This window comes from Pyxidicoccus sp. MSG2 (genome assembly GCF_026626705.1).
Lineage (GTDB): Bacteria > Myxococcota > Myxococcia > Myxococcales > Myxococcaceae > Myxococcus.
The window spans coordinates 8671475-8697831 of the sequence record NZ_JAPNKC010000001.1; the positions used below are offsets into that span (position 1 = coordinate 8671475).

25 protein-coding genes are annotated in these 26357 nt (G+C 71.1%); 11 read left to right on the top strand and 14 right to left on the bottom strand.

What is annotated here, in order from left to right; translation table 11 throughout:
- Window positions 1-7 precede the first annotated feature (7 nt).
- The 4 genes from OV427_RS33905 to OV427_RS33920 all read left to right on the top strand — a co-directional run bounded on the left by OV427_RS33905 (window position 8) and on the right by OV427_RS33920 (window position 3580).
- Window positions 8-838 carry a hypothetical protein gene (locus tag OV427_RS33905; protein WP_267860354.1) on the top strand — a complete coding sequence of 277 codons (831 nt, stop codon included), beginning with the start codon at window positions 8-10 and terminating at the stop codon, window positions 836-838.
- 13 nt (window positions 839-851) lie between these two features.
- Complete coding sequence (gene lpoB / locus OV427_RS33910; RefSeq protein WP_267860355.1) at window positions 852-1460, top strand: penicillin-binding protein activator LpoB; 609 nt, start codon at window positions 852-854, stop codon at window positions 1458-1460.
- 4 nt (window positions 1461-1464) lie between these two features.
- A complete protein-coding gene (locus tag OV427_RS33915; protein WP_267860356.1) occupies window positions 1465-2718 on the top strand; it encodes a COG3014 family protein in 1254 nt (417 codons plus the stop codon).
- 82 nt (window positions 2719-2800) lie between these two features.
- Window positions 2801-3580 (top strand): ZIP family metal transporter, encoded by a 780-nt coding sequence (locus OV427_RS33920; RefSeq protein WP_267860357.1) that lies wholly within the window; start codon window positions 2801-2803, stop codon window positions 3578-3580.
- Between the two features lie 97 nt (window positions 3581-3677).
- Here the strand turns inward: OV427_RS33920 and OV427_RS33925 are convergent, their stop codons facing one another.
- Window positions 3678-4061 (bottom strand): response regulator, encoded by a 384-nt coding sequence (locus OV427_RS33925; protein WP_267860358.1) that lies wholly within the window; start codon window positions 4059-4061, stop codon window positions 3678-3680.
- 249 nt (window positions 4062-4310) lie between these two features.
- Here OV427_RS33925 and OV427_RS33930 point away from each other — a divergent pair, with 249 nt between their 5' ends.
- Together OV427_RS33930 and OV427_RS33935 are read left to right on the top strand one after the other, a co-directional pair.
- A complete protein-coding gene (locus tag OV427_RS33930) occupies window positions 4311-4751 on the top strand; it encodes a CBS domain-containing protein (protein ID WP_267860359.1) in 441 nt (146 codons plus the stop codon).
- Between the two features lie 56 nt (window positions 4752-4807).
- On the top strand, window positions 4808-5590 hold the full coding sequence (locus OV427_RS33935; protein WP_267860360.1) for a class I SAM-dependent methyltransferase: 783 nt from the start codon (window positions 4808-4810) through the stop codon (window positions 5588-5590).
- Between the two features lie 34 nt (window positions 5591-5624).
- Here the strand turns inward: OV427_RS33935 and OV427_RS33940 are convergent, their stop codons facing one another.
- From OV427_RS33940 to OV427_RS33955, 4 genes are read right to left on the bottom strand one after another with little or no spacing between them, the layout of a single operon-like run.
- Complete coding sequence (locus OV427_RS33940) at window positions 5625-6980, bottom strand: TfuA-like protein (RefSeq protein WP_267860361.1); 1356 nt, start codon at window positions 6978-6980, stop codon at window positions 5625-5627.
- On the bottom strand, window positions 6977-8245 hold the full coding sequence (locus OV427_RS33945) for a YcaO-like family protein (RefSeq protein ID WP_267860362.1): 1269 nt from the start codon (window positions 8243-8245) through the stop codon (window positions 6977-6979). The genes OV427_RS33940 and OV427_RS33945 overlap by 4 nt, the downstream gene beginning before the upstream one ends.
- Entirely contained in the window at window positions 8245-8943 is a 699-nt protein-coding gene (locus tag OV427_RS33950) for a hypothetical protein (protein WP_267860363.1), read from the bottom strand. The genes OV427_RS33945 and OV427_RS33950 overlap by 1 nt, the downstream gene beginning before the upstream one ends.
- A gap of 42 nt (window positions 8944-8985) precedes the next feature.
- Entirely contained in the window at window positions 8986-12456 is a 3471-nt protein-coding gene (locus OV427_RS33955; RefSeq protein ID WP_267860364.1) for a serine/threonine-protein kinase PknK, read from the bottom strand.
- A gap of 336 nt (window positions 12457-12792) precedes the next feature.
- Between OV427_RS33955 and OV427_RS33960 the strand changes: the two genes are divergently transcribed.
- Window positions 12793-14517, top strand: a complete 1725-nt coding sequence (locus OV427_RS33960) for a sigma-54-dependent transcriptional regulator (protein ID WP_267860365.1) — start codon at window positions 12793-12795, stop codon at window positions 14515-14517.
- A 44-nt stretch (window positions 14518-14561) separates the two neighbouring features.
- Here OV427_RS33960 and OV427_RS33965 read toward each other — a convergent pair whose 3' ends face one another.
- The 5 genes from OV427_RS33965 to OV427_RS33985 all read right to left on the bottom strand — a co-directional run bounded on the left by OV427_RS33965 (window position 14562) and on the right by OV427_RS33985 (window position 18311).
- Window positions 14562-15368, bottom strand: a complete 807-nt coding sequence (locus OV427_RS33965; RefSeq protein WP_267860366.1) for a heme oxygenase (biliverdin-producing) — start codon at window positions 15366-15368, stop codon at window positions 14562-14564.
- Window positions 15365-15604, bottom strand: a complete 240-nt coding sequence (locus tag OV427_RS33970) for a hypothetical protein (RefSeq protein ID WP_267860367.1) — start codon at window positions 15602-15604, stop codon at window positions 15365-15367. Before OV427_RS33970 ends, OV427_RS33965 begins: the two co-directional genes overlap by 4 nt.
- A 103-nt stretch (window positions 15605-15707) precedes the next feature.
- Window positions 15708-16205 (bottom strand): GDYXXLXY domain-containing protein, encoded by a 498-nt coding sequence (locus OV427_RS33975; protein ID WP_267860368.1) that lies wholly within the window; start codon window positions 16203-16205, stop codon window positions 15708-15710.
- Window positions 16202-17299, bottom strand: coding sequence for a DUF4401 domain-containing protein (locus OV427_RS33980; RefSeq protein ID WP_267860369.1), 1098 nt, complete (start codon window positions 17297-17299; stop codon window positions 16202-16204). The genes OV427_RS33975 and OV427_RS33980 overlap by 4 nt, the downstream gene beginning before the upstream one ends.
- 1 nt (window position 17300) lies before the next feature.
- Window positions 17301-18311, bottom strand: a complete 1011-nt coding sequence (locus OV427_RS33985; protein ID WP_267860370.1) for a DUF2157 domain-containing protein — start codon at window positions 18309-18311, stop codon at window positions 17301-17303.
- 68 nt (window positions 18312-18379) lie between these two features.
- Between OV427_RS33985 and OV427_RS33990 the strand changes: the two genes are divergently transcribed.
- Window positions 18380-19063: a fimbrial protein gene (locus OV427_RS33990; RefSeq protein ID WP_267860371.1), complete on the top strand. Its 684-nt coding sequence runs from the start codon at window positions 18380-18382 to the stop codon at window positions 19061-19063.
- A gap of 14 nt (window positions 19064-19077) precedes the next feature.
- Entirely contained in the window at window positions 19078-19761 is a 684-nt protein-coding gene (locus OV427_RS33995) for a Type 1 glutamine amidotransferase-like domain-containing protein (RefSeq protein ID WP_267860372.1), read from the top strand.
- Here OV427_RS33995 and OV427_RS34000 read toward each other — a convergent pair.
- Window positions 19740-20246: an ureidoglycolate lyase gene (locus OV427_RS34000; protein ID WP_267860373.1), complete on the bottom strand. Its 507-nt coding sequence runs from the start codon at window positions 20244-20246 to the stop codon at window positions 19740-19742. The two genes, OV427_RS33995 and OV427_RS34000, sit on opposite strands and share 22 nt — an antisense overlap.
- Before the next feature lie 15 nt (window positions 20247-20261).
- Window positions 20262-20966, bottom strand: coding sequence for a hypothetical protein (locus OV427_RS34005; protein ID WP_267860374.1), 705 nt, complete (start codon window positions 20964-20966; stop codon window positions 20262-20264).
- 159 nt (window positions 20967-21125) lie between these two features.
- On the opposite strand from OV427_RS34005, the gene OV427_RS34010 reads away from it, so the two are divergent.
- Window positions 21126-22433: a M14 family metallopeptidase gene (locus tag OV427_RS34010; protein ID WP_267860375.1), complete on the top strand. Its 1308-nt coding sequence runs from the start codon at window positions 21126-21128 to the stop codon at window positions 22431-22433.
- Window positions 22434-22536: 103 nt separating this feature from the next.
- Here OV427_RS34010 and OV427_RS34015 read toward each other — a convergent pair whose 3' ends face one another.
- Window positions 22537-23544, bottom strand: coding sequence for an Ig-like domain-containing protein (locus OV427_RS34015; protein WP_267860376.1), 1008 nt, complete (start codon window positions 23542-23544; stop codon window positions 22537-22539).
- 366 nt (window positions 23545-23910) lie between these two features.
- Here OV427_RS34015 and OV427_RS34020 point away from each other — a divergent pair, with 366 nt between their 5' ends.
- Window positions 23911-25440: a ricin-type beta-trefoil lectin domain protein gene (locus tag OV427_RS34020; protein ID WP_267860377.1), complete on the top strand. Its 1530-nt coding sequence runs from the start codon at window positions 23911-23913 to the stop codon at window positions 25438-25440.
- Between the two features lie 62 nt (window positions 25441-25502).
- On the opposite strand, the gene OV427_RS34025 is transcribed toward OV427_RS34020, so the two are convergent.
- Window positions 25503-26291 carry an SDR family NAD(P)-dependent oxidoreductase gene (locus tag OV427_RS34025; RefSeq protein ID WP_267860378.1) on the bottom strand — a complete coding sequence of 263 codons (789 nt, stop codon included), beginning with the start codon at window positions 26289-26291 and terminating at the stop codon, window positions 25503-25505.
- Between the last annotated feature and the right edge of the window lie 66 nt (window positions 26292-26357).

A 26357-nucleotide genomic window follows, 5' to 3' on the forward strand; every position in this document is an offset into this window, starting at 1 on the left:
GTCCACCATGCTTGCCCACATCCTCGCCGCCACGCTGGCCGTGGCCGCCAGCCAGGCGCCCGTCGTGGCGCCGCCCGTCCGCGGAAGTCCGCAAATCTCCCTGCCGTTCCCCTCGGGCGACGTGCAGACCTACAACATCATCCAGTGGGACCCGAACCAGCTCCCCCGCATCTACGAGCGCTCGGACCAGCTCCCGCTCACCGATGAGGAGCTGACCAAGCTGTCGCAGGCCGGCTTCGAGCCCGCGCAGCTGGTGAAGATGATTGAAGAGCGCCGCTGCGCCTGCGACGCCAGCGCCGACGGCCTCATCCGCCTGAAGAAGGCGGGTGTGGACAAGAACGTGCTGGCGGCGGTGTCCCGGCACGGGCTGGCGCCCAACCGGGCGCTCGACTTGCTGGTGACGCTCGACTTCACGGGCGAGAGCCGCGTCGCGCGCGAGGCGTTCCTCTACTTCTTCGTGGACGACGGCGACGTCACCCGCGTCTTCACCGCCAACATCCCGGAGCTGCTGCAGCGCCGCAACAGCCACGAGACGATGGTGGACCGCAGCGACATCCTCATCGCCCGCACCGTGCGCCGCGTGCAGCTGGCGGGCAAGGTTGCGCTCAAGACGTACGGCCCGCACAAGGTGCTGGTGGCCGCCAGCGGCAGCCCCACGCTCACGCACCCCTCGCAGCTCAATGACCAGGAGCGGGCCAAGTCGCAGACCTACACCTTCGACTACCCGCGCGCCTCGCTGCAGAGCCTCTGCCGCCTGACGGCCGGCTACCGCCGCGACGCGGTGCTCAACTACAAGTGGAACTTCGAAGGCAGCCGCTTCGAATGCGAATGGAACTAGGAGTCACCGCACCATGAACCCCCACCGCCTGCTTCTGTCCGCCTGCCTCGCCCTCACGCTCTCCGCGTGCTACGGCCCGCGCGCCTATACGCGTGGCACGTACGAGGACCCGAACACCATCGAGATGCTGTCGGACCGCTTCAACGAGAACGACCTGCAGCTCATCGCCAAGAAGATGGCCAACTCGCTGGCCGAGTCCGCGCGCTTCCAGCAGCCCCGGCAGGACGGCTCGCTGCCCATCGTCCTCGTGGGCAAGCTGAAGAACAGCACCTCCGAGCACATCGACATGCGCTCGCTGGGTGACAAGATTCAGACGGCCCTCGCGCAGACGGGCCGCTTCGCGCTGGTGGACCAGGCGGCACGCCAGGACATCGCCGAGGAGTACGAGTACCAGCAGTCCGGCTACGTGGACCCGAACTCCGCCAAGGGCCCGGGGCAGCAGACGTCGGTGGACTTCCTGATGACGGGCGACCTCGCCTCCATCATCCAGGAGGTCGGCAACGACAAGCTCGTCTATTACAAGATGACGGCGAAGCTGAGCAACGTGCGCACCGGCCTCATCGAGTGGACGGACGAGAAGCAGATCCGCAAGAAGTTCGAGAAGCAAGGCGTCAGCTGGTAACTCCATGAGCCTCTTCACTCCTGGCCCGTCCCGCCTGTCCCGGTGGGGCGGGCTGGCGCTGTTGAGCCTGGTGCTGCTGTCCGGCTGCGCGGGTGACTACGTCGCGCGCACGCGCGGCGTCCGCGCGGCGTACCAGTCCGAGGACTACGCGCGCGCGCTGTCCACGCTGGAGTCCACCGCGCGCTCCCTCGTCGACAAGGACCGGCTGCTGGTGCTGATGGACAAGGGCATGGTGCTGCACGCCGCCGGGCAGTGGGCGGAGAGCAACGCCGTGCTGGAGCAGGCCGAGCGGCTCAGCGAGCAGCTCGACGCCGTCTCCGTCAGTGAGGAGGCCGGGGCGCTCGTCACCAACGAGCGCCAGCGCACCTATCGCGGGGAGGACTTCGAGAAGCTGATGATTTCCGTCCTCCAGGCGCTCAACTACGCCGAGCTGGGTGAGGACGAGAGCGCGATGGTGGAGGTCCGCCAGGTCAACGACCGCCTGGAGAAGATGGTCTCCGACGAGAAGAAGCCGTACGAGCAGCTCGCGATTGCGCGCTACCTCGGCGGCGTGCTCCGCGAGGACGAGCGCGACTGGGACGGGGCGTACATCGACTACGCGAAGGCGTACGCACTGGAGTCCAGGCCGGGCGCGCTGGTGGAGCCGCTCTTGCGGGTGGCGAAGCTGGCGGGCCGGGACGACGCGTACGCGGAGCTGCGGGAGAAGTACCCGGACGTGCCGCACGCGCCGCTGGCACCCGACGAGTCTCAAGTCGTGGTGGTGGTGGAGGCGGGCCTGTCGCCGGAGAAGGAGCGCGCCTCGCGTGACGCCGACGGCGGAGGCAACCTCATCGAGGTGCCCGAGTACAGGGACCGCGGCAGCGCTCCGGCGGTGCGGGTGACGCTGGGCGAGGAGTCGCAGCGGGCCGTGACGGTGACGTCGATTGCGGACGTGGCGCGCGTGCACCTCAACGAGCGCATCGGCCGGATGCTGGCGAAGCAGCTCGCGGGCGTGGCGGTGAAGGCCGGCCTGGCGGCGGGCGTGGGCGCGCTGACCAAGAGCGACGAGGTGGGCGTGCTCACCTTCCTGTTGCTCAACGCGATGAACGCGCCAGACCTGCGTTCCTGGTTGTCCCTGCCAGCGGAGTTCCAGGTGGCGCGCTTCCGGGTGAAGTCGGGCAGCCACACCGTGCGGGTGGAGGCGAAGGGCCGGACGACGGAGCACGCGGTGGACGTGAAGCCCGGCCGGGTGGGGCTCATCGTCGTCCGGCGCTACTGAGCGGCGCTTCACGAAGCGCGGCCCGGCGGTCGGATTCCAGATTCGCGAATCTGGAATCCGATTGAGGTAGGGTGCGCGCCCCATGTCGCCAGTCCTGGCCACGGTGGCCCTCTACTCGCTCATCATCGTCCTCGGCGCCCTGCTGGGCGCGGTGGGGGTGGTGTGGACCGAGCGGCCCACGCACCTGGTGCGCTTCCTGGCCTTCGCGGCGGGGGTGATGCTGGGCGCGGCCTTCTTCCACATGCTGCCGGAGGCGTATACCGGCGGCGGGTGGTGGGCCTTCGCGCTGGTGCCGGCGGGCTTCGCCTTCCTCCTCGTGCTGGAGCGCTACCTGGTGGCGCACGCGGGCGAGGACCTGCCGGGAGACCACATGTCCGGCACCGGGGAGCCGGCGGCGCCCGGACAGTTGCTGGGCTTCACGGCGTTCCTCGGGCTGTCCACGCACACGCTGTTCGACGGGATTGCCCTGGGCTCGGCGGTGGAGGAGGGCGTGGGCTTCATGGCGATGCTGGCCATCGTCGCGCACAAGGTGCCCTCCGCGCTTTCGCTCGCGTCCATCCTCAAGACGGAGGGGCGCTCGCGGGGCTCCATCCTGCTCCTGTCCACGCTCTACGGGGCGATGGTGCCGGCGGGCGCGGCGCTCTACTTCGTCTTCGACGCGGTGCTGAACTTCGAGAGCCTCGCCTCCAAGGCGCTGGCCTTCTCCGCGGGGACGTTCCTCTACATCGCCGTGAGTGACTTGCTGCCGCACGTGCACCGGCACGGCAAGGACCAACCCGGGCGCAACGTGGTGGCGCTCTTCGCGGGGCTGGCCCTGATGTTCGTCCTCGCGCGGCTGATGGGGCACCCGGCCGGACACTGAGCCGGAGCCCGAGGGCTCCCACGTCCGCCGTCCCGGCGCATGCGCCGGGACCGGTGGGCCGCTCCTTGGGGAGGGGGGCGTGGAGCGGCCCACCGGCTCAGGCGGCTGGGGTGAGCCGTCGCGCCGGCGGCGCTTCCGAGAGGCTGCGGATGACCTGGGCGCCGAACTCCGCCAGGTCGCCCGTCTTGCGCAGGTAGACGACGCCCGGCGGGGGCACCAGCAGGTCCATCCCGCTGTGGAGGATGACGGGGACGTCGCGCAGCCAAGGGTCCTCGCGCAGGGCCTGACACAACTCGAGCCCGTTCATCCGCGGCATCGTCAGGTCGGTGATGATGAGGTGGGGGCGCAGGTGGGGCGCCATGGTCAGCGCCTCCTGTCCATCCGGGGCGGTCGCGACGGCGCAGCCCATGTTCTCCAGGACCCGCGTGTAGAGACGGCGCAGGGTGGGGTCATCGTCAACCAGCAGGACGCTATGCAGCATGTCGCTCCTCGAAGCGGGTGGTGGCGGGGATGCCGCCGTGCTGGTGGATGGGGGGACGCCGTGGCGGATGTGAATCGGCGCGGGGGCGGCGCCTGCCTGGCGTGAGTCCAGGAGGGTCCGCGCCCGGCGGCCCGCCCGCTCCCGGCTGCACGGTGTGGGGGACGGGTGCACCCTCCCTGGGAGGTCCGCATCTTCCGGCCCGTGCGAACCCCGACTCACCCCACGGGCCGACACCGAGGAGGCCGCGCCATGCTCACCGTGGGCGACTTGATGACCCGCGACGTCGTCACGCTGCAGGAGACGGATGGCCTGCTGAACGGGGATGACCTGCTGAAGCTCCACCACGTCCGGCACCTGCCCGTGGTGCGGGCGGGGAAACTGGTGGGCCTGGTGAGCCACCGCGACCTCATCCGCGCGTTGGGCCGGCACGCCGCGTCCGCGCCGCAGCCGGTGGCCATCTCCGACATCATGACGCGCGGGCTGGAGACGGTGACGCCGGAGGTGCCGGCGCGCGACGCCATCCACAAGTTGCTCGACGGCCGCTTCGGCTGCCTGCCCGTGGTGGGCCGCGACGACACGCTGGTGGGCATCATCACCGAGGCCGACTTCATGCGGCTGGCCTCGCGGCTGCTCGACGCCGCGGAGTCGGAGGGCCGCGCGGCGCCGGAGGCGGGTGTCACCGTGTCCTGAGGCGCCGGGCTTCTTCTTGCTTTCTGCGCAGGCGCCTGGAGGATGCGCGCGCCCTCATGGAAAAGCGCACCGACTGGTACGAGCACCCCGAGTATTACGAGGCCATCTTCGGCACCGACACGGTGCGCGAGGCGGACTTCCTCCAGGCGCTCAGCGAGCGCCATGGCACCGGCGGCAAGCTGTGGATGGAGCCTGCCTGCGGTGCCGGGCGACTGGTGGCCGAGGCCGCGGGTCGGGGCAAACAGGTGGTGGGCTACGACATCTCCGAAGCGATGCTCGCCCATGCGCGCAAGCGCCTCACGCCCGCGCAGCGCCGCCGCGTGCGGCTCTCGCAGTCGCGCATGGAGGACTTCGCCGAGCCGTCGTTGCAGGGACGCGTGGACCTGGCGCACTGCCTCGTCTCCACCTTCCGCTACCTGGACAGCGAGGCCGCGGCGCGCGAGCACCTCATCGGCACGCGGCGGCTGTTGAAGCCGGAGGGCATCTACGTGCTCGGCTTCCACCTCACGGACTACGCGCGCACCACTCCGGAGCACGAGCGCTGGGTGGGCCAGGTGGGGAAGGACAAGGTCGTCTGCAACACGCACGAAGGCCTGCCCGAGCGCCGCGCGCGCCGCTCCGCCATGCGCAACCGGTTGCGCGTCACCGGGCCGGGGAAGGACTGGCTCATCGAGACGACGTGGTTCTTCCGCACGTACAGCGCGGCCCAGGCCAGCAAGCTCTTCCGGGACGCAGGCCTGCGCGTGGTGGCCGCGTACGACTTCGACTACGACCTGGCCTCGCCCGTGTCCCGGGGCAGCCGCCGGCTGGACCGCGTCTTCGTCCTCAAGCCGGCCTGAGTCGCACCGGGCGCCGGGCCCTGGCGCTGGGCCTTCACTCTGGCGCCTCGGCCTTGGCCAGCACGTAGCACAGCTCGCGCAGCGCGGCCCGGCGCATGGAGTCCACGTCCGAGAAGCCGCCGTCGCGCGCGGCCCGGCCGAGGGACTCCGGCATCATCCGGCCCTGGCGCTCCTCGAAGTACCAGCGCCACAGCATGTCCTCGGTGATGCCCGCGTCCTCCGGCCGGGGCGTCGCCAGCCCCGCCGCCGTGAGCACCCGCTCCTTGTCCCGGGCCCGCTCCAGCAGGTCGGCGTACTCGCCCGTCAGCCGCAGGTGGTCCGCGAGGTGTCGCAGCACGTCCGGCTCGAAGAGCGTCTCCACCCAGCGCACGTGGGACTCGTCGCGCAAGAGCCGTCCCAGGTCATCCACCTGCTGCTCCTCCTGCCAGCGCTCGAAGGACTCGGGGGCCAGGCCCCGCTCCTGTCGCAGCGCCTCGGCCGTGGAGCGCAGCTCGTCCTCGCCGGGCTCACGTCCCAGCCGGCGGGCCTGCTCCACCGCCAGGGCGCGCGCCATGCTCGAACGCCGCGCCGCGCCCAGCGCGCCGCGCAGCCGCAACTCATCGAGGAGCGACTCGGGCGCCACGCCCTCCAGGGGCCGCGCGTCCTTGCGCAGGGGAAGCCGGCTCGCGCGCCGCCGCGCCTCCTCCCACGCATCCGTGTGCTGGAAGGGGTAGCTCACCATCTTGGGCGACAGGCCGACTTCCAGCCGCTCCCGCATCGTGCGCAGCAGGGCCAGCGCGTCCGCCTTCTTCTGGTCCACGCGGCCCGTCGGCAGCCACGCCTCGAACGCCTTCATCTGCGAGGGCAGCACGCCCTCCCGGGCGCTCCTCGCGAGCACCACCGGCCAGACCCGTTCCACGTAGAAGAGTCCCTTGGCCACCCGCTCCAGGATTCGGGTGGTGTCCTGGCTCATGACGCGGTTGACCCAGGCCGCCGACAGCGTGGCGCTGATGTTCACCATTGCCTCGGACAGCGGGCGCCAGCCGTCCTCCGCGCCCGCGTGGGCCACCGCGACGTCATCGTCGTCCTCCAGCTCGCCCTGCTGGTAGGCGTCGAAGATGGCGCCCACGCCCTCCATGCCGAAGGCGGACAGCTCCGCCGCGCGGAGCGCGCCCATGCTGGCGGCGCCGAAGACGTGGATGCCCTCCGACATCGCCCAGAGGATTTCCTTGTGCCACACCGCCGGCACGTGCTCGAAGAAGCCGTCGATGATGCCGATGGCCACCGGCCCTTCGCGCGCGGCCCGGTACACGTCGCCCTGCTGCACCGGCGGAAGGTAGGTGGCGTCCAGCTCCGCGCGCGCCTCCTCGGGCCGCAGAGTGGGGCCGGTGAAGATGAACACCTTCTTCATTCCTCGCGCTCCCGCATCGCCCGCTGCGCGCGCGCGCCGGGCACATAGCCCGGTGCCTCGTGCGTGGGCTCCAGCCCCGGCACCACCACCCGCACCACGGGCACTCCCAATTCCGGCTTCGTCAGGTCCACCGCCACCACCTGGCTCAACCCCACTGCGCCCAGCTTCCCCAGCACCCACGCCAGGTCGTCCTCCAGCGTCGCCCCGTCATACGTGGGGGCATCATTGAAGCGGCGCACGGCGGGCTCCTCGCGCAGCCGCGTCCGCAGCCGGTCCGCCGCGACTCCGTCCCGAGCCGACTCGTAGGCCTTGCGGTGCAGGTCGTCCCGCGCGCCGCTGATGCGCGTGAGCCGGCTCTGCGCCGCCTCCGTCAGCGCGCGCAGCAGGGCCACCTCGCGCGACGGGTGGCAGCCCATGCCGCTGGCCACCGCGACGGGCCGGAAGGCCTCCGCCTCGCGGTCGATGATGGAGCAGGTGAAGGCGGGGACGCCCACGTCACTCGTCGTCTCCCACGCGCCCACGGCCACGCCCGCGCGCGCGTACTTCTCCAGCGCCTCCCGGCACCCGGCGTCGTCCACCGAGTCCAGGTCCAGCCGCGTGCGCGCCTGGGCGCGGTCGCCCCGCGCGTGCCAGAGCGTGGTGGCGTCGCGCTCCACCACCTCGCACAGCCCGTGGAGCGTGGCCTCCACCACGTGGTTGCCGGAGGCCAGCCCGTTGCTGCTCATCAGGAACGCGCCGCTGCCGGTGGGCAGCGGCAGCGTGTAGTCCGTGTGCACCAGGTCGAAGGGCAGCCACAGGGTGCTGCCCTGCATGAGATTCACGCCCTCCACCCAGAGCATCCGCCAGTTCTCGTGGAACAGACTCACCGACAGCCGGGGCAGGCCGGCCACGTCCACCACGGCCTCGCGGTAGCGCACCTCGTTGTACGTGGCCAGCTTCAGCGGCAGGGAGACGTGCTCGGCGTGGTAGCCCTCCACGGACTCCATGAGGCCGGACGCCTTCGCCGCGTCCAGCGTCAGCCCCTTGCCCTGCGACACCGCCAGCGAGCGCGCGTTGGGCCGCGCCACCATGACGACGGGGATGCCAATCGTGTCCAGCCCGGTGACGTTGGCTATGCGGGTGATGCCCAGCACCGGCATGAGCCGCCGCACGCGCTCCAGCGTCTCCGTGGGAGTCACCACCCGGTGCGTGCCGTGGCGGAAGTGCTTGAGGGTTCCGGAAGGAAGGGCCGCTTCCGGGGTGTGACGGGCGGGACGAAGGGGCATCAGTACTTCCGTGACTCGAAGGGAGAGGCGTCCTGCTCTTTGGGCTCCAGCTCCTTGCTGGGCGTGTAGCTCAACAGGATGCTGTTGAGATTCAGCAGGAAGCAGGTGACGGGCTCGGCCGGTACGGCGGCGGATGCGGAGATGTTATCGCCCGCGGCGCCCGCGCGCTCGTGCTCGACATGGTGCGGGATGTTGGCCACCACCGCCTCGTTCCTGAGCAGCGGGACGAGGGCCTTCGCGAGTTTCTTCATGTCCTGGGGATGCTTGGGATCAAAGGACTTCGCCTTCATCCACGCCTCGGTGGGCAGCCAGTAGACCTTCCCGTCCGGCGCGTAGACGAGCAGGTCCGACTCGTCCACCCACAGTCGGGCCCGCGCCTCCAGGCCGCGGGGCAGGGGCGAGCCCTTCTTGGGAGTGGCCAGGAAGTCGGCGGGCTCACCGCTCGGCTTGACGCCCTTCACGGTGACGGCCTCGTCCGTCCGGCTGACGACCTTCACCTGGGCGCGCGCTTCCTTCTCTTCCGGGGACTTCTTGGGATTGACCTTGAAATCCACGAACTGCGTCACGTTCTCCGGGACATTCGGGTTGTCCTTCGGCACGCCCATCACCTTCAGCTCGGTGGTGAAGCCCTCGAGGATGTTGACCTCGTTGGGCTGGAAGAAGAGATAGACGTACTCCTTGGGGCTCTTGGCGGCCATGCGCTCCTCGGTGGCTATGGGTGAACGGGGGAAGTCGAACCGTCACAGGTAGCCGAGACGCCGAGCGGCGTCGCTCGCTACCTGGAGGTGCTCGCGAGCGGAAGCGGTGTCCGCCTCCACCGCTAGCGCCGCGGCCAGGGACGCGGAGAGCGTGTCCGGCAGCCGCTGCTGGCTCGACGCCAGCATGGCGCGTGCGTGGCCCAGCGCCTCGGGCACGCGGCCGTCCGCGAGCGCCACGGACAGCAGCGGCCAGTGCGCCAGCCATTGGAAGGGGTAGACGAGCGACAGGGGCTGCCACAGTCGCAGGGCCTCCGAGCCGGCCTCGCGCGCGGCCGCGCCGTCCGCCGCGCGCAGGGCCACCCACGCCCGGTTGGCGTGCGCCGCCCCCACGTAGTCCGCCATGCGCGCGGTGGAGGCCACCTCCAGGCTGCGCCCGGCCGCCTCTCGCGCCGCGTCCACCTGCCCGCGCAGCCGGAGGATGACGGTGAGGTACGTGAGGCAGCGCGTCTGCAGCGTCACGTCGCCCAGCCGCTCCGCCTCGCGCAGCGACAGCTCCATGCCCGCCTGGGCTTCTTCGAGCGCGCCGTGGAAGAGCAGCACCGAGGCCAGCACGCACCGGGCGCCCGCGCGCTCCAGGTCGCCGCCCGCCTCCAGCGCCGCGTCCGTGTAGGCCCGCGCGTGTGCCACCGTCTCCGCGGAGGCCTGGTAGCGCTCGCTACGCAGTTGCATCTGCACCAGGGAGTTGAAGAAGCGCGCGCGCTGGAGCGGTGAGCCGTGCTCCTGCACCACGGGCCGCACGCCGTCCACCAGTGCCTTCATCGCGTCGAGCTGCGCCAGCCAGTAGTGCACGGTGATTCGCTCGCCCTGGAGCTGCACCCACTCGTGCCACCAGGCCTCGGACTCACCCGTCACCGGGGAGGCCGCGTCCGGCGCGGGGCCGAGCTCGGCCTCCGCGCGCGCATAGACGCGCAGCGCCTCCTCGTTCTGATGGTGCGTCTGCAAAGCCTTGCCCACCTTCCGCAGGACGTTGGCGCGACGGACGCGCGCACTTTGCGGAATGCGTGCCAGGGCCTCCATGAAGGCCGTGCGCGCCTCGGCCTGCCGGCCGGTGAGGGCCAGCACCTCGCCCAGTCCCTCCCAGACGCGCTCCAGCGCCAGGCCCTCCCTACCCGCCGCGTTCCCCGGGGACGCGCTCGCGTCCTGCTCGGACGCCGCCGACGCCTCGCGCAGCGCGGCCTCGTAGAACGCAATGGCCTCGCCGTTGGCATACGCGGCGCGGGCCCTGTCCCCCGCGCGGGTGAACCACCCGCTGGCGAGGCCAGGCTTCCCCGCGCGGGACCAGTGGTGGCCCAGCGCGGCGGCGTGTCGCTCCACCTCCGGCGTGCCCGCGTACCGATGCTCCAGCCACTCCGCCGAGCGCCGGTGCAGTGCCTGGCGGGGCGCGGCGGGGATGCGCGCGTAGGCCACCTCGCGGAGCTTGTCGTGCACGAAGCGCAGGCGCCCGCTGCCGGACTCCTCCAGCACCTGCCGGCGGCGCAGTTCCTCCACCGCCTCCAGCCCCGCGCTCTCCGTCAGCGCGGCGATGGTCAGCAGCAGCTCGGCGTCCTGCTCGCGTCCCAGCACCGAGGCGGCCTCCGCCAGCGCGCGTCCCTCCGCGCCCAGGTCGGCCAGCCGCCGCTCGATGAGCTCGACGATGCTGCCCGGCAGGGGGAGCGGACGGTGCGCGGTGTTGCCCCCCGCCTCGAAGAGCCACTCGCCGGACGGTGCGCGGAAGAGCAGGCCCGCGTCGATGGCGGCGCGAAGGTACTCGGCGATGAAGAAGGGGTTGCCGCTCGTCTCCTGCACCAGCGAGTCCACGAAGCGCGCGGGCACCTCGCGCAGCGCCAGCATGCCGCGCACCATCTCCCCCGCGCTCGCCGCGTCCAGCCGCCCCACCTCCACCCGCACCGCGTCCGGCGCACCCACGAGCGTGCGCAGGGCCGCGCCCATCTCATCCATCCGGTACGTGCCCACCAGCAGCACCGGCCGCGACGCGAGGTGCTCGGCGCCCAGCTCCTGCAGGAAGCTCAGCGTCAGGTCGTCCGCCCACTGCAAGTCGTCCAGCACCAGCAGCAGCGGCTGTGCCTCCGCGAAGGCCCGCAGCGTCTCGCGCAGCGCCGCGAGCACGCGTGCGCGGGCCTCGGGGGCCGGAAGGGGCGGGGGCTCGGGCTGCTCCTGCTGGCCGGGAAGCTGTGTCAGGGACGGCTCGTATGCGGCGAGCACGCGCCCGCGCGGCCCCAGCAGCCGGTCCGCCTCCGCCGCGCCGCGCTCGTTGCACCGGTCCGCCACCGCCAGCAGCAGCGGGCGCAGCGGCTGCAGCGGCGCCGCGTGGACGTCCGCGCCCCCGGCGTCCAGCGGCACGCACTCGCCCGTCACCACCGCCATGCGCCGCCACGTGGCCTCCGACGCCAGCTCCAGCGCCAGCCGCGTCTTGCCCGCACCGCTCTCGCCGCCGAGGAACACGCGTCCGCCCTGGCCTCGCGACGCCGCGTCCAGCGCGTCCATGAGGCGCCCCAGTTCGCCGCCGCGTCCGGCCAGGTCTGGCCGGTAGAGGTAGGCCGGCGTCCGGGGCACCGCGCCGCCGTCGCCACCGCCTTCCGCGCCGAGCGCGTCCAGCGCCGCCGCCACGTCCTCCGCGTAGCCCGGCCGCTCCTGGGGCTTCTTCGCCAGGAGCCGCAGTGCCAGCGCGTCCACGCCGTCCGGCAGTCCCTCCACCCGCCGCGACGGAGGCACCGGCGCCACGTGCAGGTGCTGGTGCGGCACCGGCCCCTCGCGGCCCGGGAGGAAGGGCGGCCGGCCGGTGAGCAACTCATAGAAGATGCAACCCAGCGCGTAGAGGTCCGCGCGCGCGTCCACGAAGCCGCCGCGCAGTTGCTCCGGGGCCATGTACGCGTCGCTGCCCACCACCGCGCCGCCCACGTCCAGCGTCTCGCGGCCCCGCGAGCCGCCGAAGCGCGCGGCGATGCCGAAGTCCACCAGCACCGGCGTGCCGTCCGGGCGGAGGAAGACATTCTCCGGCTTGAGGTCCCGGTGGACGAGGCCGTTGGCGTGCAGGAAGGCCAGCGGCGCGCACATCCGCCGCACCAGGGTGAGCACGAAGCGCAGCCGCTCGGGCGCCACCGGCCCCGGCTCCTGCCCCGCGCTGGCGCCGCGCAGCGTCTGCCCGCGCAGCAACTCCATGGCGTACCAGGGCAGCCCGTCCGCCACGCCCTCCGCCACGATTCGCACCACGCCCGGGTGCCGCAGCCGACGCAGTGCGTGAATCTCCCGGCGGATGCTGGCCAGCGGCACCTCGGAGGCGGCTCGGACCGTCTTGACGGCCACTGCCTCGCCCGTCTCGGGGTGCTCCCCCCGGTAGACGACGCCCATGCCGCCCTGACCCAGCACCTCCTGGAGCCGGTAGGGACCGATGGTCGCCCCCACCCCAGGCAGGGAGTGGAGCCACGCTGGAGCCGTCATAGGGGGGCGCAGCATACCGGGCGCTACCCGCTGCGTCCGCCTGGAACGCACGTGCGTCCTGCCAGAACGCGCTCGCGTCCCGCCTGGACGCGTCCTGGGGCCGTTTCGGGGCCTCTGCCAGGGTATCTCCCTGAAAACACTGAAAACTGGGTAGTTGGCACGAAGTCCGCAAGAGGATCTGGCGTGGCGTCACGGGAAACCGGGGCGCCCCGCCGTCATGGAGGTCCGAGAGCGCGGAAGGAGGGGCCGCTCCTTCCGCGTTCTTCATCTCCATCTCCGCTACACTTCTGTCCTTCTTCCGATGCGGCCCTGTGAGGGGTGGCTCGGATGGCTCCGGACGGAGGCGTGTGGATGCATGACGAGATGGCGCAGCTCCTGACCGCATTGCGGGGGGCGAAGGACTTCGAGACCGCCGCGGCGGCCACGCTTCGCCGGATGCTGGCCCTGGCTCAGGAAGCCGTTGCGTCCAGTCGGTACGCAGCCCGGGCCCGCGTGCTCCGTGGGATCGTCCACCTCCGCCCCGGCGAGGCCTACCGTCGCCTGGCCGCGCTGGATGTGGGGGCCTCGGAGATTACGGACGCGAGTGTAGGGACTCCCTTCTTCACCTCCGCCACGGCGTGGCGCGCGGTGGTGGAGCACCGGTGCGCGGTGTCCATCGACGTCAACGTGGGCACGGTGCAGCCGCATGCGCCCAATGCCCCGGTGACGGGGGACCCGGGTCTGGCGGGCTTCCACAGCAACGAGAGCCGGCAGCGCTTCCTCGGGCGCCACGCCACGCACGTGTGCGTGCTTCCGCTGCGCACGCCGGGCGGCAGCATCGAGGGGATGATTTCCCTGGAGGCGGACTGCCTCGCCGCCATGGGCCAGGAGTTCGTCTGGTTGTCGGCGGGGGACAAGCTCCAGTTGCTCGCGGACGTCGCCGCGCCGTACCTCGCCGGGCTGCCGCAGCGCCCGGTGGCCACGCCGGAGGTGGACGAGTTCCTCCCGGTGGTGGGCCGCTCCATGGCGGAATTGCTGCCCATCCTCCGCGTCTTCGCGCTGCAGGACGAAACCATCCTCATCAGCGGCGCCACCGGCGCGGGCAAGTCGCGGCTGGCGCGCTGGTGCCACGAGCGCTCCAACCGCCGGGGCAAGCCCTTCGAGACGCTGGACCTGGTGACGGTGCCCGAGGACCTCCAGATGGCGGAGCTCTTCGGTTGGAAGAAGGGTGCCTTCACCGGCGCGGTGCGTGACGCGCCGGGCAGCGTGGCCCGGGCCGAGGGTGGCACGCTGTTCATCGACGAAATCGACAAATTGTCACTCAAGGCGCAGGCGGGCCTGCTGCACCTCCTGGAGTCGCGCAGCTACCGGCCGCTGGGCGAGGGCACCGGTGAGCGCCAGGCGGATGTGCGCTTCATCATCGGCACCAACGCGGACCTGCACGCCGAGGTGCGCGCGGGCCGCTTCCGCGAGGACCTCTACTACCGCGTCAACGTGCTGCCGGTGCGCATGCCCGCGCTGCAGGAGCGCACGGACGAAATCCCCATGTGGGGGCGGTACATGGTCAACCGGCGGCACCGCGAGCGCTCTCCCGAGGGCAGCGCGCGGCTGACGCAGGAGGCGGAGCGACTGCTGGTGGGCGGCAACTGGCCGGGCAACCTGCGGCAGCTCGACAACATCGTCCGCCGTGCCTACACGCTGGCCATGGTGGAGCAGACCACGCCCACCGGGGAGCTGGTCCTTCAAGAAAAGCACGTGGCCCGCGCGCTCGACTACGAGCAGGCCCCGGGCGGCAAGCCGTTGCCGGAGGCACTGCGCGCGGCCGCACAGGCCTTCGTCGCCGAGGCGCGCAAGCGCAATGCCCCGTTGGACCTGGACCTCGCGGACGCCTTCCGCGGGCTGGTGCTGGGCATGGCCATCCGTCAGGTGGGCCGCGACGAGGGCTTCCGCCTGCTGGGTCGCGAGAGCCTGGTGAAGAACCGCAACCACCACAAGGCGCTCAAGCGCGAGCTGGAGAAGGTGGAGTCGCTCTACAAGGCCCTGGGCGAGGACGCGTCTCCGTTCGCCGACCTGCTGACGGAGGCCGAGGCCGACTGAAGAGGCGGTGCCCGCTCATGGGGGCACCGCCGCCGTGACGCTACTCAGCGGGGAGGGCAGGGCGCCGCTCCGCCACCCCGCGCCATGATTCCAGGTGCGCCCCGGGCCAGCTCGTCGCAGACGAGCGCGTGGAGGCGGAAGGCCATGCGGGCCTCCTGCACCACTTCCTGGACCTCGTCCGCGTCCAGCTCCAGCCCGTCGATGCGCGAGTGGAGGCGGACGCGGAAGGCCGCCAGCTCCGGCGCGGTGGACGCGTCGTAGAAGCGGATGCCCCGGTCGTCCTCCAGCTCGAAGGCCTCCGAGATGCTCCGGGCCCGCGGCGCCGCCGTGAAGACGTCCAGCATGCACCGCGCATACGCATGGGCCACGAGCAGGTGCGGCGCGTCGGCGGCGATTTCCCGCAGCCGCTGCGCGTGCAGGCGGGCCTCCAGGCAGGCGAAGGCGTCCGAGCGCGTCTCGCCACAGAAGTAGACGAGGTCCGCCTCCAGCGCGTCCGCGCGGCGCAATTCCGGCAGCAGCAGCACCGGCGTCAGCGGCGTGTCCACCACGCGCGGCAGCAGGGCCTCGAAGGCGGAGTAGAGGTAGTGGAGCTGGCGCAGGTAGCTGACATAGTGCTGGGCCCGGACGAACTGGCCGTAGACGCCGCCCTCCCAGTCATCCGCGAAGAGCGTCTGGAGGAACAGCGAGCGCTCCGCCTGCTGGCGCGCCTGCGCCGTCCCTTCCTCCAGCAGCACGGACAGCGGTGCCGCGCCGGGCTCGCGCACGGGCGCGGCGGCCTCCACGTCGGACAGGCGGCGCACGCGCGCGGACAACTCCGTCCGGGACAGGCGCAGGGAGCCGGTGGCGCTCACTGCTTCCACCCGCCGGAGGTGAGCGCGGGCTCCGCCGTCTCGACGGGGGCGCCTTCCTGCTCGCCGAGCTGCTGGAGCGCCTCGGCCACCGTCAAGCCGATGGCCCGGAGCACGTCCTCCTCGACACGGATGGTCACCGGCCCCATCGCCAGATGGATGTGCCCACAGGAGCACCGCGTCACTTCCGCGCACGGCCCTCGCGCCAGCACCGTTCTGCAGCATCCCTGTCCGAGCATCGTGCCTCCTTGATTTTGATTTTGATTATCGAAATCAATGAGATGATGCACGAAGTGCGCGCCGAGGGCAAGCGCCATCGCGTTGCGTCTCTGGAAGGGTGGGCTACTGCGCGTCCTGGCCCATGGGCGCGCGCTGCGCGTCGCGCAGGCCCACGAGCACGCTGGCGCCGCTGTCCGCCACGCGCAGTTCGCCATAGCGCGCCGGTGCGTACCGGTCCGCGTGGCCCTCCTGGAAGAAGAAGGACTCCGCGCCCAGGCGCACGCGCTCCTGCCGGACGCGGTAGCGCAGCTTGAACTCTCCCGGCGCCAGCGGCGTCTCCGGCGCGTCGAAGCGGACGAAGCGCCCCACGCCCTGCTCATCCAGGCGCAGCACCAGGTTCCCATCGTGCGGGCGCTGCTCCAGGTCCTCGCGCCGCTCGCGGCTGATGGCGTAGTCCAGCACCATGTAGTCGCCCTGCATCAGCGAGCGTGGATCTCGTGGCGCCAGCTCCAGCAGCACGGTGCGGCCGGTGGACAGCACGTATTCCTTCTGGATGACGAGCCCCGCGGGGGCTCCCAGGGCGAGCACCAGCCCGCCGAAGATGACCGCCGCGCGCATCACCGCACCTCCGTCGCCGCGACGGGGAAGCGCCGCAGGAGGAACAATCGCAACCCCAGGAACACCAGCCCACTGCCCGTCAGCGCGAGCGCCTTGGCCAGCAGCGTGAGCCCCAGGTCGTAGTAGTACCAGCCACCCGCCGCGAGCAGGAAGGCCACCGCCAGCCCCAGCAGCACCGCCGAGCGCCGGTGGAAGCCGAGCACCATCATCCCCACCGCGGTGATGACGGCGGGCGTGTGGAGCGTCATCAGCGCCGTCACGCCCAGCGCGACGAACACCGCCGCGCCCGCCACTCCCGACGCCTCCAACCCCAGCTCCCGCATCACCCGCCACGCCGTGTACAGCGTCAGCGCCGCCATCCCCAGCGTGAGCACCGCATCCGGTGTGGAGATGCCGTGCATGCGCAGCTCCTGGATGAAGGCGCCGGCGAAGTTGAGCGTGAGCAGCGCGCCCATGACGCCGCAGGCCAGCGCGAAGGCCACCGGGCCCACCAGCTCGCCCCAGCGCCCGCGCCGCAGCCGGGCCTGCTCCAGGAGGAGCCAGTGGACGAGCACGGCGCAGCCGAGCAGCCCCAACTGCATGCCCAGCTCACCCAGTCCCTTCCAGAGCAGGTACACCGCGGCCCCCGCCATGCCCAGGGCCATCAGGAAGCGGAGGATGGCATCCGGGAAGAGGAAGAGCAGCACCGCGCCGAGCACGAGCTGGATGACTGCGAACGCGATTTCGCTCTCCATCATCATCGCGATGCCGGTCTGCACCATGGCGACCCCGGCGAGGCACAGCGCCAGGGCGAGCTGCTCCATGAAGGCCCCCCGGGTGCTCCGCCGCAGCACCGTGGCACCGCCGCCGATGATGAGCCCGAGGAAGGCCAGCATCAGCTCCTCATCCCAGAGCCCGACGCAGCCGAAGAAGCTCAGGAGGAACGCGGCGGCCACCCACGCGCCGAAGCCGGCGAGCGCCTTCACGAACCAGGGCGTGGCCACGTCGGTGCGTCGGTACACCTCGATGGCGGTGCGGGCCCGGGCCTCGGCGTCGGGGGCCAGATGGCCCTCGGCCTGGAGGCCATTGAGGACGTCCTGCAGTGAGGGACGCGCCATGTCAGGCCTCCTCCGCGGCGCCCGTGGCCCGGGCTTCGTTGCGCAGCCACCACACCGCGAGCGCCACCTCGCCGATGACGACGAAGGGCAGGATGAACAGGCTGAACTCGTTCACGTTCGCATCCACGATGAGCAGGCGGCCCACCCACGTGGTGGCGAGCGTCATCGCGGACAGCACGCCCAGGGTGAGCAGGAACAACTCGCCGCGCAGGTGGCGGTGCAGCGCGTACTCCGCCGCCAGCGAGCCCAGCACGAGCAGCAGCGCCACGCCGGCTCCCGGGCCCACCTCGGACGGCGCGACGATGAAGGCCACCGCCGCCGCCAGGAGCGGGCCCACCGTCATCACCGCGAGCCCGCGGGGCACCCACCGTCCCTGGAGCCAGGCCAGGCCCGTGTTGGCGAAGTGCTCGTACGTGGCCCACGCGAAGCCGTTGAGCAGGCCCAGCACCACCGCGAGCCACGCGGCGGTGTCCTCGTCGCCGTCGAGCACCTGCCCCCAGAAGAGGACGATGCCGGTATTCAGCAGCAGGACCAGGAACATCCACAGCGGTGCGAAGCGGGCCAGGAGCACCCACGGGAGGATGAGCACCGCCCAGCCAACGAACAGCTCATACGGGTCCGCGCCCGTCTGGTAGGCCTGCCCGTACACCGCGAGCAGCGCCCCCACCAGCACCGCCGAGGCCAGCAGCGAGAGCTGGCCCGCGAGTCCCTCGCCCAGCCGCCAGGCGCCCACCGCGGTGCCGACCAGCGCCGCGGCGATGAGGCCCAGCTTCCCGAAGCGGTGCAGGGCCGCCCAGTTGTACGCGAAGAAGTAGATGACGCCGGAGAGCACCAGCAGCGTGCCGAGGGCCATCAGGGTGGTGGAGAGGAAGCTCCGCCACTCCGCGCGGGGCGGTGAGGCCACGGACAGGTGGAACGCGCGCTCCAGCGCGGTGGGCGGAAGGACTCCGGCGTCCGCGAGCGCGCGCAGGCGCTCGGGCGTCGCATCCAGGTCGAGCAGGTCTTTCGGCACGCGGGCAGTGTAGCCGTCCCGGGGGCCGGGGTAACCTTGGTCGACACGAAGGAAGGGGAGTGCGCCCGATGGCGACCGTGGAATGCCCGAAGTGCGGCCAGACTCTCAGCACAACGGGGCTTGCGCCGGGCACCCTCATCACCTGCGCGTGTGGCAACGTCACGACGGCTCCGTCCCGCCTCAATCGGACCTGGCTCGTCCTCGCGCTCGGGCTGCTGGCCTGTCCGTGCATCGGCTCCGTGGCGGCCATCGCGATTCCCAACTTCGTCCGGTTCGGCCAGCGCGCCAAAGCGGCGGAGTGCAAGTCGAACCTGAAGGCCTGGCACACGGCCCAGCGGTACCACTTCCAGGACCACCGGGCCTACGAGCCGGTCTTCGCGAAGGTGGGCTTCGCGCCCGAGCGGAGCAACCGCTACGCGTACTCCGTGGGACAGGGACCCATGGAGGTCCGCGGCACGGAGCGGAGCGAGTCGCCCGAGGGCGCGGTGTCGATTGGCGTGGACACCTTCCGGTTCACGGAGTCGCGTGCCATCGACCTGGAGGCGCTTCCCGCGCCGGTGAAGAAGCGGCTCGGCCTCTCCGGGACGTGCCCCGACTGCAACATCACGATGGTGTGCGCCGGGAACACGGACAACGACGAGACGCTGGATGTCTGGGTCATCTCCACCGGGCCGCTGGACCTCCAGGCCGAGGACGGCGAGGCCGCCGAGCCCGGCGAGCCCCTGCACTTCGTGGACGACACGCGCTCGTGAGGCGCTGACGCTCCATGACGCCCACGCTCAAGCCGCTCTTCCTGCTCGCGGACAGCTCGCTCCTGTACTGGCGCGATGGGGGCCGGCCGTACCTGGACTGTCTCACTTCGTTGATGCAAGCAGACGCTCCGCTCCGGGCCGCGTACCTGGGCGCATCCAACGGCGACGAGCCCGCCTTCTACGAGCTCTTCGTCGGCGCCATGGAGCTGGCGGGCATCTCCCGCTGCCGGATGATTCCCTCCCGGCCCTCGGACGAGGACCTCACGTGGCTCGCGCGTGCGCACGTCATCCTGCTGGCGGGAGGAGACCCGCTGCTGGGCTGGGAGACCTTCCAGCGCAACGGCGTGGAGCCGCTCCTTCGCGAGCGCTACCGCGAGGGCGCCATCCTCATGGGCATCTCCGCGGGCGCGATGCACCTCGGCACACGGGCCTGGCGCGAGGACCCGCCTCCCGGCGAGCTGTCCCTGGTCCCGGTCCTCGGCCTGGCGCCCTTCATCGTGGGCGTCCACGAGGCGCCGGAGTGGAAGGAGTTGAAGCGCGCCATGCAGGCCGCGGGCCCGGGGGCGCGTGGAATCGGCATCCCGCTGGGAGGCGGCGCCCTCGTCCATCCGGATGGGACGCTGGAGCCCGTGCGCCACCCGGTGGCCACCTTCCACAATGAAGGCGCGCTGCTCCGTCAGTCGCTGGTGACGAGGTAGGGCTCGGGGAGGGGGCGCTCTTCACAGTCGAGCGGAGTTCCGTCCTCCCACGCCAGCATCAGCAGGTCCGCAGGCCCATCGAGCGCGATGATGGGGTGGTGCCAGAGCCCCGGGCGGTAATTCACGCCCTGGCCCGGTCCACACACGAAGGCGCGAAGCTGCGACAGGTCCGGCTCGCCGCGCGCATCGTCCGGGCACACGACGACGAGGAATCGCTGGCACTTCAGCGCCACGAACATCTGCGACGAGCACGGGTGACGCTCCAGCAGTCGCACCTCGAAGGGCAGCGACTTCGCCACCGAGCGGAACACCGCGAGGTTGGGCTGTGCCTCAGCGCGGCTGCCGCCGAGCCGGGCCACCCTGTCGAACCGGGTGGCGGTGCCCTGGTTGGCGCTGGAGCCACCGGAGAGGTCCAGGCCGATGACGTCCCCGAAGGGGGCGAAGGCCTCGCGGGTGAGGGGTTGTGCTCGAAGTGGCGCTCGCATGGTCCGTCTCGCTCTCTAGGTGCCCAGTCCGGTGATGTGCTCGCAGAGGGTCCGCATCTGGTGCTCCCACCGGGCGCGCCGGTTGCGCGCGGCGCTGGTGAAGAGGACCCGGGCCAGCGCGTAGCCGCCCGCGGCGATACCGAGGAACACGCCGAGTCCCGTGAAGACCGAAGAGGTGAAGATGGCGGTGAGTGTCCCGACGGGAATGCCGAGGCCACCACCCACGCCTCCCCAGACGCCGCCATACAGCCCGCCCGCGAGAGCTCCCTGTGAGGCCCGCAGCTCCACGCGCAGGCGCCCGCCGTTGCTCCAGAGGGTGACCTTCTCCGGGAGCGAGCCGTCCTCTTCCTTCCGCGTCCAGGTCAGCCGCTGTTCATCATGGAAGACGGTGCCCTTTCCGCCCATCAGGTCATCCATCAGCGAGGCCAGCTTTTCGAGGCTCTTCGGCGTGAGCTGCACGGAGAGGGCGCGCTCCAGGGAGACCGAGAGGGACTCACCGAAGAAGAGGCTCTTCGTCGCGAGGGTGGCCGGGGCCTCCAGGGACTCGGCGGCGCGGCGGACGCTCTCCGGCGAGATGCCCGCGTCCGCGGCGATGCGCTCCAGTTCCTCCAGGCTCAGCTCGGCCCGGGCCTCGCGCGTGCCGAGGTGCGCCGCACGTCGCAGGATGAGCTCGGCCTCTTGTTGAGTGAAATGACGGGCGGGCTCTCGCGGCTTTTCCATGAGCGTGCATCTTGCCTCAACCCGGGGGCGCGGCTGGTAGCATCCTGGGGACACAAGGACACGGTGATGGACTCCGTCAGACAGAACTCCCGGCCACGACGCTTCCTGCTCCTGCTGTCCTCCCTCCTGCTACTGGGCGCCTCACCTTCCCGGACTCCCATGAGCCCTCATCCTGCCGTCCCCACCCAGGCGATTCCCCCTCCGAAGGCGCTCGCGGCGCTGTGGCCGGAGGTGCACTCGAAGGCGCTCCCCGTGGCCCCGCTGGTGCGGCACGGCGACGTGGAGAAGCACCTGAAGGCCCTGCGCGAGCAGGCCCCGGACCTCTTCCAACTGGAGGTGGTCGGGCACTCGGTGGAGGGACGCGCGCTGTACCACCTGTCGCTGGGCACGGGAGCGCGGCACGTCCTGCTCTGGTCTCAGATGCACGGCGACGAGCCCACCGCCACCACGGCCCTGCTGGACTTCTTCGAGTACGTCCGCACGCACCGCCAGGAGCCGTGGGTGGCGCGGATGCTCACCGAGCTCACCCTCCACGCCGTGCCCCTGCTCAACCCCGACGGCGCCGAGCGCTTCCAGCGGCGCAACGCGCAGGGCATCGACATCAACCGTGATGCGCTCGCGCTCCAGACGCCGGAGGCGCGGACGCTCAAGGGGTTGAGGGACAGGCTCAAGCCCTTCATCGGCTTCAACCTCCACAACCAGAGCTGGCGCCACGCGGTGGGCCGCACGGGGCGCCCGGCGTCCATCTCCCTGCTCGCGGCGGCCTTCGACGAGAAGCGCAGCGACAACCCGGGCCGGCTGCTGGCGAAGAAGGTGTGCGCGGTGATTCGCGACGCGGTGGAGCCGCTCGCGCCGGGGCAGGTGGGGCGCTATGACGACTCCTTCGAGGTGCGCGCCTTCGGCGACAACATGACGCGCTGGGGGACGCCCTCCGTGCTCATCGAGACGGGCGCCTGGACCTCGATGCCGCCGGACGAGCCGCTGGTGCGCCTCAACTTCGTCGCGCTGGCCACGGCGCTGGACGCGCTCGCCACAGGGAAGGCCGCGGAGGCGGACGTCACGCGCTACGACTCCATCCCGGAGAACCTCAGCTCGGGGCTCGTGCAGGTCCTGCTCAAGGATGTGGGTCTGTTCGGCGCGGACGGGAAGCCCTTCTCCGCGGACGTGGGCATCGCCGTCACGCGCGAGGTGCGCAAGCAAAGCGGCCAGCTCACGCTCGTGCACGTCGGCAAGGTGGAGGAGCTGGGTGACCTGCGCGTCCTGGGCGCCGTCGAGTCGGTGGACGGGCGCGGACTGTTCGCCGTGCCGCTGGCGGGGCACGCCGCGAAGGTGGGCGACACCCTGCGCCTGGAGAAGCCTGGGAAGGACGGGGTGGAGACAGGCCAGTCGGGAGAGCTGATGCTCCTCAAGCCGCTGGAGCCGGCGTCCACCTATCGCGTCGAGCGCATCATCCGCTTCAACGACTGACAGTTCACGCACGCGTCTCTTGCCGCGGGCGCCAGGGCGGGGCCGCGTCCCGGGGGAGCCCGTGGCGGAGCAGTCGCTCCGCCACGGTTTCCCATTCATCGCACTACGGCGCGTACGAGTCGGCCGGCACCACGCACAGGTTCAGGGTGGCGGCGTTCTGCCCGCCGTGGCCGTCCTTGGCCGTCATGGTGACGCTGCAGTTGTTGCAGCTCCCGGAGGGAAGCGCGGACGGGGTGAAGCGCGAGCCCTGGGAGTTGGGCGTGGAGAAGGTGCCCGCGCAGGTCGCGGTCCACTGGTACGTCACCGGCTCGAAGTCCACGTCCACGACGTTGGCGGACAGCGTGGTGTCCTGCCCGAGCCGCACGCGGCCCTCGGTCGCCGTCACCGAGACGATCGGCGGGGTGTTGAAGCTCACCTGGATGGTGGCGCTGCCCCCCACGGGCGTCGCGGCCACCACCTCCACGCTCACCCGGGCGGTGCTGACGCCGCCGCGCACGTCGCGGACGGTCAGCGTGAGGGTGACGGTCTGCGCCGTGGACGGCGCCGTCCAGACGGTGTTGGCGGTGCTCGCACTGCTCAGCGAGCCCGCGCTGGCCGTCCAGGCGTAGGACAGCGTGTCGCTCACCACGGGGTCATGCGCCGTGGCGCTCAGGGTGAGCTGTCCGCCGGCCTCCACCGTATTGGAAGACACCGTCACCGAGTCGATGATGGGCACGTCGTTGGTCGGGGTCACCGGAACGCTCAGGTCCTGCAGCGTGACGGCAACCAGCGCCGTGTTGCCCGCGACGATGGTGACGTTGGTGGCCTGGCCCTCGAAGATGCGCACGCCCTGGGCGCTGAAGCCGGTGGCGAGGAAGCTCCGGTCGGTGCCCGCGGGAATGCCGCTGATGGTGCCGCCCCAGGTTCCGCTCGTCTTCACCAGGTCCTGGCTGATGCTGGCGAAGTCCGGGCCGGACACGGTGACCTGGATGCGGGCGACGGAGCTGCCGTTGGCCGCGAACTCCTGTGAGGAGACGACGAACTGCACCGAGCCCGTGGCTGCCTCCGGGCTACAGCCGGCGACGAGTGCGAACATGAGGGTGACGATGGAAAGACGCTTGAGTCCGAGCATGGATGTTCCCCCTCTCACCTCCGGGCGAGGATTCGCCCGCCGAGGTGCGAGGGCTTCAGGTTGCCACATCGCCCCGCATCCCCGCATCCCCCGGCAGGGTGGTAACTCTTGTAACCCCAGTACCCCTGGGTAGGTGGTAACCCGTGTAACCAGGTGGTCTCCCGAGTTACCACCCGCCGAAGGTGTGACGGCCCGGTAACAAGGCCCGTTTCCCTCTGACGCACCGTCTCGCGAGTCCCACGAAAGGGCTGGCATGTCCCCTGCTCAGGGAAAACCCGAAACGCCAGGGCACACCCTCAATGCCCACGAGCAGGGGTACCCCTCACCCTGGCGTCTGCCTTTGCTCTGGGCCGATTCCTCCCAACCATGACCCGAAAGTTCGATTGGCTCTCTTCCGTGACGGCGATGTTCGCCGGCCTGGCCGCGGTGGCTGGCATCCCGACGTCCGCCGAGGCCGCGCAGGACGTGTCGCCGGAAATCGTCTCCGCGATGCGGCGTGACCTGGGCCTCACCGAGGCGCAGGTTCACCGCCGGCTCGCCTTCGAGGCGAAAGCTCCCCAGCTCGAGCAGAGCCTGCGCCAGCAGCTCGGCGCGAAGTTCGGCGGTGCGTGGCTCGACGCGGAAGGTGGCCAGCTCATCGTCGGTGTCACCGACGAGGCCAGCGCGGCCAAGGCACGCCTCGCCGGTGCGCGGCCCCAGCGCGTGGCCCGCAGCCAGGCACAGTTGGAGCGCGTGAAGGCGGAGCTGGACCTCAACGTGAAGGAGCTCTCTCCCGCCATCCACTCCTGGTACGTCGACCTGCCCACCAACACCGTCGTCGTCTTCGCGGACGCATCCAGCCAGACGAAGCTCCGCGCGGACGCCTTCATCGCCGGCAGCAGCGGCGCGAAGGACGGCTCCATCCGTGTCCTCCCCTCCACGCAGGCGCCGCAGGTCGTCTACGACGTGCGCGGCGGTGACCCGTACTACTTCAGCAACTTCCGCTGTTCGATTGGCTTCGCGGTGAATGGCGGCTTCGTCACCGCGGGCCACTGTGGCGGAGCGGGCACCGCCACCACCGGGTACAACGGCGTGGCGCTGGGCACCATCCAGGCGTCCACCTTCCCGGGCAACGACTTCGGCTGGGTGGCGACCAACGGCTCGTGGACGCCGCAGCCGTGGGTCTACAACTACAACGGCGGCAACGTGACGGTGGCGGGCTCGAATGAGGCCCCGCTGGGCGCCTCCATCTGCCGCTCCGGCTACACCACCGGCTGGCGCTGCGGCACGCTCGACGCGAAGAACGTGACAGTCAACTACTCCAACGGCCCCGTGTACGGCCTGAGCCGCAGCAACGCCTGCGCGGACGGCGGTGACTCGGGTGGCTCGTTCATCTCCGGCAACCAGGCGCAGGGCGTGACGTCCGGCGTGGCGGGCACGTGCGCCAATGGCAATCCTCCGCAGACGTTCTTCCAGCCCATCAACCCCATCCTGAACACCTACCGCCTCACGCTCCGCACGACGGGCGGCGGCAGCAGCGGCGCGTCGTTCATCTCGCGCTGGAATGGCAAGTGCATCGACGTGCCCAACTCCAACTTCTCGGACGGCGTGCCGCTCCAGATGTGGGACTGCAACAACACCAGCGCGCAGAAGTGGACCTGGGTCAACGGCACGCTCCAGGCCGGCGGCAAGTGCATGGACGTGGCCGGGGCTTCGACGGCCGGTGGCACGACCATCCAGCTCGCCAACTGCAATGGCAACGCGGCCCAGCAGTTCGTGCTGAGCGGCGCGGGTGACCTCGTCAGCGTGCTCGCCAACAAGTGCGTGGACATCAAGGACTGGAACTCGGCCAGCGGCGCCCGGCTGATCATCTGGGATTGCACCGGCGGTGCGAACCAGAAGTGGGACTACCGCTGAGCCCTGAGGCAGCCTGAAGACATCGCGGGCCAGGGGAGGCGCTGTCTTCCCTGGCCCGTGCTTCAGAACACGCTGCGCACGAGGCCGCCGTCGATGCGCAGCGCGGCCCCGTTGATGGCCGAGGCGAGCGGGCTGCTCACGTAGGTGACGAAGTCCGCCACCTCCTTCGGGTCGATGAGGCGCTCAATCAGCGAGGTGGGGCGGTTCTCCCTCATGAAGCGCCTCTCCGCCTCCGCGAGCGGCAGCCCGGGGAAGATGTCCTGCACCAGCTTCGCGACGCCTTCGGTCCGCGTCGAGCCTGGCATGACGGTGTTGACGGTGACGGCCGTCCCCTTGGTCAGCTCCGCGAGGCTGCGCGACAGGGAGAGCTGCATCGTCTTCGTCGCGCTGTAGTGGGCCATCTCGGGCGAGGGGCTGATGGCCGCCTCACTGGCGATGAACAGCACGCGGCCAGTCTTCTTCGCCAGCATGCCCTTGAGGTAATGACGGGCGAGGCGCACCCCGCTCAGGATGTTGACCTCGAACAGGCGCTGCCAGGCCTCGTCCGTCTCGTCGAAGAAGCCCACCGCCTCGTAGATGCCCAGGTTGTTGATGAGGATGTCCACCGCGGGGAACTTGCGGACAGTCTCGGCGGTGCCCTCGGCGGTGCCGTTGTCGGCCGCCAGCTTCTCGAGCTTCGCCCCCGGCACGCGGGCGCGGATGTCGGCGATGGCGCCCTCCACGCTGGCCAGGGTGCGGCCGTTGATGATGACCGTGGCGCCCTCACGGGCGAGGGCAGTGGCGATTTCCCGACCGATGCCGCCGGTGGAGGCGGTGACGAGGGCAAGCTTGTTTTCGAGCTGGAGGTTCATGCCCCCATAGGTGTCGCGGAGGGAGCCGGCCTGCAACCCTCTCTGGGGACCAGCACCTGTGACTTC